This is a genomic window from Xanthomonas sp. SHU 199 (assembly GCF_000364665.1).
GTDB lineage: Bacteria > Pseudomonadota > Gammaproteobacteria > Xanthomonadales > Xanthomonadaceae > Xanthomonas_A > Xanthomonas_A sontii.
Genome location: NZ_AQOI01000745.1, coordinates 1 through 6,899 on the forward strand (window position 1 = coordinate 1; position 6,899 = coordinate 6,899).

The window sequence follows — 6,899 nt, forward strand, 5'->3', positions numbered from 1 at the left end:
CCACGGCGCAGCCACCGGCTCCAGCACCCGGCCCAGCGGATGCCGCGAACGCTGCCCGGCCCAACTGCGCAGTTCCTCGCCCCACCACGCCAGCTTGGCGTCGGCCGGCAGCGGGTCGCCGGCGATGTTGAGGATGTCGTCGAACTCCTGCAGCAGGGCGAACCAGGCCACGGTACGGGCGCGCTGCGGCGCCGGCACGAAGGCCTCGGCCACGGCCCATTCCGGCCAGCGGCGGCGCCATTTGTCGAGGAAGGCATCCAGGGCGGACGAACTGCTCATGCGATCGGTGAATCCGGAGTCAGGCGCGCGCGCCGACGGCATCGCGCAATGGGAGAACGAGCGCGGCTGCCGCGCAGAACGCGCAGTGTACGTGCGCGACCGGTGGATGCCGAGCGGCGCGGCATGCAGGCGGCGACACCGCGGTCGCAGCATCGCCGCCAACGCGGCGACAGCACCGGTTTCAGGACGCGGCTGCGCTGACCGGCCAGGCCGCGGCGTCGTACAGCTCGGCCGGTGCGGCGACCATCGCGTCGGCGCGCCAGGCCAGCGGATCGTCCTCGTCCAGCCGGTAACCCCACAGCACCGCCACCGACGCCATGCCGGCGGCACGTGCGGCCAAGATGTCGCGTTCGTCGTCGCCGACGTAGACCACTTCCTGCGGCGCCACGCCCAGGCGCTGCGCGGCGACCTGCAGCGGCAGCGGATGCGGCTTGCGCTCGGGCAGCGTGTCGCCGCCGATCAGCACCGCGCAGCGCTGCTCCCACTGCAACTGCGGCAGGATCAACCGCGCCAGCGCCTCGGGCTTGTTGGTGACGATGCCCCACACGCTGCCGGCCTCTTCCAGGCGTTGCAGCAGTTCCGGGATGCCGTCGAACGGCTGCGAATGGCGGCCGATCAGTGCCTCGTAGTGGCGCAGGAATGCCGGAATCAGCGCATCGCGCTGCGCGGCGGGCAGATCCGGGAAGGCGACCCCGAGCATCGCCCGCGAGCCCTTGGACACCACCGGCCGCAACTGCGCCAGGGTCAACGCCGCACGGCCATGCTCAGCCAGCAACGCATTGGCCGCGGCCAGCAGATCCGGCGCACTGTCCAGCAACGTGCCATCCAGATCGAACAGCACTACTCGCGGGTAGCTTCGGACCGAACCGCTCTCGAGCGGCATCACGCCCACGCGCACCCGCCGTTGCCAATCTCCAATCCCGACTCCCGAATCACGGCTTCGCCGCGCACGCCAGGTAATTGACCTCGGTGCGCGACGACAGCCGCGCGCGATTGCGCCACGGCTCGTAAGCCAGGCCGCTGACGTCGCGCAGCTGCAGTTCGGCCTGGCGCAACCAGGCGGCCAGTTCCGCCGGCTTGATGAAATCCTGGTAGCGGTGGGTGCCGGTGGGCAGCAGCCGCGCCACGTACTCGGCACCGACGATGGCCAGGGCGAACGCGGCCGGGGTGCGGTTGAGCGTGGACAGGAACAGCTGTCCGCCCGGCTTGAGCAGGGTCGCGCAGGCGCGCACGATCGCCGCCGGATCGGGCACGTGCTCGAGCATCTCCATGCAGGTGATGGCGTCGAAGCTGCCCGGTTGTGCGGCCGCCAGGTCCTCGACCGACTGCACGCGGTAGTCGACCTCGACCCCGGATTCGAACTGGTGCAGCCGCGCGACCTTGATCAGCTCCGGTGCCAGATCGATCGCGGTGACCTGCGCGCCCTCCTTGGCCAGCGCCTCGCTGAGCAGGCCGCCGCCGCACCCCACGTCCAGCACCGTCGCCCCGCGCAGCGGCAGGCGCTCGGCGACGTAGCGCAGACGCACCGGGTTGAGCGCATGCAGCGGCTTCTGCGGGCCGTCGGCATCCCACCAGCGGGTGGCCAGGGCGCCGAACTTGTCCAGTTCGGCCTGATCGAAATTGGCGGAGGCGTTGGCGGCGGAAGCGGTCATGGCGAACTCTCGTTGGGGCCGCGCGCGCGGCGCGGCACGGCGAACATAGCGGATCAGGCGTGGATGCTGCGGATACGTTCGCGCCACTCGCGCGCATTGGCGACCAGCGCATCGACATCCATGTCCACCAGCACGCGCTGGCTCAGCTTGGGCTGGCCGGCGATCCACACGTCGCTGACCTGCTGCCGGCCGGTGGCGTACACCAGTTGCGACAGCACGTTGTGCAGCGGCTGGGTCTCCAGCGCCGACAGATCCACGCAGATCAGGTCGGCCTGCTTGCCCGGCTCGATCGAGCCGATCGTCTCGCCGAAGCCCAGCGCACGCGCGCCGCCCAGGGTGGCCGCGCGCAGCGTGCTGGCCGCGTCCAGCGCGGTGGCGTCGTTGGCCACCGCCTTGGCCAGGATCGCCGCGGTGCGGTTCTCGCTGAACATGTCCAGATCGTTGTTGCTGGCGCAGCCGTCGGTGCCGATCGCCAGGTTCACGCCCGCCCGCTGCAGCGCGCAGGCCGGGCAGAAGCCGGAGGCGAGCTTGAGGTTGGATTCGGGACAATGCACCACGCTGACCCCGCGCTCGGCGCACAGGTGGATCTCGGCGTCGGTGAGCTGGGTCATGTGCACCGCGATCAGGCGGTCGTTGACCAGGCCCAGACGGTCCAGCCGCGCCAGCGGGCGCTGCCCGTACTGCTTGAGCGAGTCGGCGATTTCCTGCGCGGTCTCGTGGGTGTGCAGGTGCACCGGCACCTCGAGTTGGTCGGACAGCATCCGCACCCGCTCGAAGTTGGCGTCGTTGACCGTGTACGGCGCATGCGGGGCGAAGGCGATGCCGACCAGCGGATCGTCGCGCCACTGGTCGTGCACCTCGCAGGCGCGGGCGAAGTACTCGTCGGAGGTCTTGGCCCAGGCGGTCGGGAAATCGATGATCACCGTGCCGACCCGCGCGCGGAAGCCGTGCTGCTTGTACACCGCGGCCTGCACGTCGGCGAAGAAGTAGTTCTCGTTGGCACAGGTGGTACCGCCGCGCAGCATCTCGGCGATGGCCAGCGCGGTGCCGTCGGCGACGAACTCCGGGCCGATCACCGCGGTCTCCACCGGCCAGATGTGCTGCTGCAGCCACACCATCAGCGGCAGGTCGTCGGCGATGCCGCGCAGCAGGGTCATCGGGTTGTGGGTATGCGCGTTGACCAGCCCCGGCAGCAGCGCCGCGTCCGGACGCGAGACGGTGCGCGCGGGGGCGAAGCGCGTGCGCGCCTCGGCCGTGGGCAGCACCGCCACGATCTCGCTGCCACGCACCGCCACCGCGTGGTCTTCCAGCACCACCGCATGCGGTTCGATCGGGACCACGTAGCCGGCTTCGATCAGCAGGTCGCAGAATTCGGGTATGGAGGTCATCGCAGGGACTCTAGAAAAGGGAGGGTCACGGTGCCGGTGCCGCCTGGGCCTGGCGGATGCGCCGCTGGTACACGCGCATCACCCCCCACTGCAGCAGGAAGACCGCCAGGAAGCCGAAGCGGCCCAGCCACGGTGCCACCATGCCCACGGGGATGCATAACGCGAACACCACCGGCGAAACCGCCGCGCGCAGCTTCATCGCCTGCGCCTGCAGCGGGCCCAGCCGCTGCGCCAGGCCTTCCTTGCGCACCGCATAGGCATGCAGCCAGTACCCGGCCAGGCCGATCGCCGCCAGATGCGCGCAGTACACCGCGAACGCCTCGTGGCTGCCGAAATAGTCCGAGTACAGCGCGGTGGAGAACGGCAGCAGGCCGATCAGCAGCAACTGCAGCACGTTGAGCCAGATCAGCCGGTCGTCGAACTGGCGGATGTGCCGGCACAGCTGCAGGTGCGACTTCCAGAACAGCGCGGTGACCAGGAAGCTGACCGCGAAACCGATGAACAGCGGCAGCATCCGGTGCAGGGCGGCGAGGATGCCGCCGGCCGCCGCGACCTCGGCGTGTCCGGGCACCTTGATTTCCACCGCCAGCAGGGTGATGGCGATGGCGAAGACCGCATCGCTGAAGAACACGACGCGGTCGTGCGGGTACTTGCTGTCGGCGCTGTCGGCGTGGCTGGTCGTCACGGGCGTTTCCTGGGAGCGAGGTGGTCCATCATCGCCGCACGGCGATCCGGCGCATGGCGCTGCCTGGCCGCCGCACGCCAGCGCGTGCGCATGCCCGCGGCCGGCGGCGGCCGCGGGCATGCCGACTTACTTGACGCGCGAAACGTATTCGCCCGAACGCGTATCGACACGGATCACTTCTTCCTGGCCGACGAACAGCGGCACGCGCACCACCGCACCGGTCTCCAGGGTCGCCGGCTTGCCGCCACCGCCGGAGGTATCGCCGCGCACGCCCGGGTCGGTCTCGACGATCTTCAGTTCGACGAAGTTCGGCGGGGTGACCTGGATCGGGGTGCCGTTCCACAGCGTCACCACGCAATCCTCCTCGCCCTTGATCCACTTGGCGGCGTCGCCGACGCCGGCCTTGTCGGCCTGCACCTGCTCGAAGGTTTCCTGCTGCATGAAGTGCCAGTATTCGCCGTCGCTGTAGAGGTACTGCATGTCGGTGTCGACCACGTCGGCCGCTTCCACGCTGTCGGTCGCCTTCATGGTCATTTCGACCACGCGCCCGGACTTGATGAAGCGGTACTTGACGCGGGTGAACGCCTGGCCCTTGCCGGGCTTGACGTATTCGGTATCGGTGATGATCGCAGGCTCGCTGTTGACCAGGATCTTCATCCCGTTCTTGACGTCGTTCATGCCGTAGCTGGCCATCTGAAACTCCTCGGGTAAGGCAAACCCGCCGCGTTCGGCGGCCGGCCGGATAGAATGGAAGCTCCGCCGCAACGGCGGGCGCTCGTGTGATGACCGCCTATGATAACCGCAGCCCCCCGCCCGATGCAGCCGTCCCCGCCCCTGCCCGCCGCCGCGCCGCCGCGCTGGCAGCAGGCCTGGCGCGACGCCGTGCGCGATCCGCGCGAGCTGCTGGCCCTGCTGGACCTGGATCCGCAGGCGCTGGGCGTCTCCGAACAGGCTGCGACGCAGTTCGCGCTGCGCGTGCCGCGCAGCTTCGTCGCACGCATGCGCGCGGGCGATCCGCACGACCCGCTGCTGCGCCAGGTGCTGCCGATCGACGACGAGCAGCGCGTGGTCGCCGGCTTCGCCCTCGATGCGGTCGGCGACACCGCAGCCAAGAAGGCCGACGGGGTGATCCACAAGTACCGCGGCCGCGCCCTGCTGGTGGCCACCGGCAGTTGCGCGGTGCACTGCCGCTACTGCTTCCGCCGGCACTTTCCCTATGCCGACGAGACCGCCGCGCGCGATGGCTGGCGCACGGCGGTGGCGGCGATCGCCGCCGACCCCAGCATCGAGGAAGTGATCCTGTCCGGCGGCGATCCGCTGTCGCTGGCCACGCCGAAGCTGGCCGAACTCACCGAGGCGCTGGCGACGCTGCCGCAACTCAAGCGCCTGCGCATCCACAGCCGCCTGCCGGTGGTGCTGCCCGAGCGCGTCGATGCGCCGTTGCTGGCCTGGCTGCGCACGCTGCCGTGGCCGCTGGCGTTCGTGATCCACGCCAACCACGCCAACGAATTCGATGCCGGCGTCGATGCCGCGCTGGCGCGCCTGCGCGAGGCCGGCGCGCACCTGCTCAACCAGGCGGTGCTGCTGCGCGGGGTCAACGACAGCGTGGAGGCGCTGGCCGCACTGAGCGAGCGCAGCTTTGCCGCCGGCGTGCTGCCCTACTACCTGCATCAACTGGATCGGGTGCAGGGCGTGGCCCATTTCGAAGTGGACGATGCCACCGCACTGGCCCTGCACCAGGCGCTGGCCGCGCGCCTGTCCGGCTATCTCGTGCCGAAGCTGGTGCGCGAGATCGCCGGCGATACCGGCAAGCGCCCGTTGATGCCCTGACCCGCCTGGCCGGGACCGCCGCAGGCACAGCGCACGCCGGCCACGACGCCGCAGCGGCGATCACGCGCTGGCGGGCGGTGCGTCCTCGTTGGCGAGCAGTTGGCGGAATTCCTCCGCGCTGAGCGGCCGGCTGAGCCAGAAGCCCTGCCCCAGTTCGCAACCGCGCTCGCGCAGCAGTTCGAACTGGGTCTCCTGCTCGATGCCCTCGGCGACCACGGTGATGTCCAGCGAATGCGCCATGGCGATGATCGCCGTGGTCAGCGCCAGATCGTCCGGGTCGCGCTGCAGGTCGGCGACGAAACTCTTGTCGATCTTGACCCCGTCCACCGGTACCTGGCGCAGATGGCTCAGGCCGGAGAAGCCGGTACCGAAGTCGTCCAGCCAGACCTTGACCCCGGTGCGATGCAGCCGCGCCAGCATGCTCGCCGCCTGCAGCTCGTCGCCGATCACCGCGGTCTCGGTCAGCTCCAGATGCAATTGCGCCGCCGGCAGCCCGGACTCGCGCAGGCATTCGGCCACCACTTCGGGCAGATCGCCGCTGCGCAACTGCCGCGGCGAGACGTTGACCGAGACGAACAGGTCGGCGCTGCCGTCGGCGCGCCGCCACTGGGTGGCCTCGCTGCAGGCCGCGCGCAGCACCTTGGGACCGATGCTTTCGATCAGCCCGCTCTGCTCGGCCACGTCGATGAACACCGTCGGCGAGATCGTGCCCATCGCCGGATGCTGCCAGCGCAGCAGCACCTCGACGCCGACCATGCGCCGGTCCTGGGTGCGGAAGATCGGCTGGTAGGCCAGCTTGAGTTCGTCGCGCTCCCAGGCGCCGCGCAGCTCGTGCTCCATGTGCACGCGCCGCTCCACCGCATAGTCCATCGCGCGGCTGTAGAAGCGGTGGCAGTTCTTGCCGGCCAGCTTGGCCTGGTACATGGCGATGTCGCCGTTCTTCAGCAGCGCCGAGGCGTCCTCGGCATCACCCGGGTAGACAGTGATGCCGATCGAGGTGCCCATGAACACCTCGCGGCCCTGGATCCGCAGCGGCTCGCGCAGTTCCTGCACCAGCCGCTGCGC

At 70.0% G+C, this 6,899-nt stretch carries 8 protein-coding genes; 1 reads left to right on the top strand and 7 read right to left on the bottom strand.

What is annotated here, in order from left to right:
- The 6 genes from D183_RS0120670 to efp form a co-directional block, all read right to left on the bottom strand.
- A partial coding sequence (locus D183_RS0120670) for a squalene/phytoene synthase family protein (RefSeq protein WP_026144712.1) occupies positions 1-279 on the bottom strand: 279 nt, incomplete at its 3' end.
- A gap of 181 nt (positions 280-460) precedes the next feature.
- Positions 461-1,165: a phosphoglycolate phosphatase gene (locus D183_RS0120675; RefSeq protein ID WP_026144710.1), complete on the bottom strand. Its 705-nt coding sequence runs from the start codon at positions 1,163-1,165 to the stop codon at positions 461-463.
- Between the two features lie 46 nt (positions 1,166-1,211).
- Entirely contained in the window at positions 1,212-1,931 is a 720-nt protein-coding gene (gene ubiG, locus D183_RS0120680; protein WP_017910676.1) for a bifunctional 2-polyprenyl-6-hydroxyphenol methylase/3-demethylubiquinol 3-O-methyltransferase UbiG, read from the bottom strand.
- 53 nt (positions 1,932-1,984) lie between these two features.
- Entirely contained in the window at positions 1,985-3,319 is a 1,335-nt protein-coding gene (locus tag D183_RS0120685) for a TRZ/ATZ family hydrolase (protein WP_017910677.1), read from the bottom strand.
- A gap of 25 nt (positions 3,320-3,344) precedes the next feature.
- Complete coding sequence (locus D183_RS0120690; protein WP_017910678.1) at positions 3,345-4,004, bottom strand: TMEM175 family protein; 660 nt, start codon at positions 4,002-4,004, stop codon at positions 3,345-3,347.
- 126 nt (positions 4,005-4,130) lie between these two features.
- Positions 4,131-4,697 carry an elongation factor P gene (efp, locus tag D183_RS0120695; protein WP_010343528.1) on the bottom strand — a complete coding sequence of 189 codons (567 nt, stop codon included), beginning with the start codon at positions 4,695-4,697 and terminating at the stop codon, positions 4,131-4,133.
- Positions 4,698-4,796: 99 nt separating this feature from the next.
- On the opposite strand from efp, the gene epmB reads away from it, so the two are divergent.
- Positions 4,797-5,834 carry an EF-P beta-lysylation protein EpmB gene (gene epmB / locus D183_RS0120700; protein ID WP_026144711.1) on the top strand — a complete coding sequence of 346 codons (1,038 nt, stop codon included), beginning with the start codon at positions 4,797-4,799 and terminating at the stop codon, positions 5,832-5,834.
- Positions 5,835-5,894: 60 nt separating this feature from the next.
- On the opposite strand, the gene D183_RS0120705 is transcribed toward epmB, so the two are convergent.
- Positions 5,895-6,899 (bottom strand): putative bifunctional diguanylate cyclase/phosphodiesterase (locus tag D183_RS0120705; protein WP_017910680.1); only part of this gene is annotated, 1,005 nt, incomplete at its 5' end.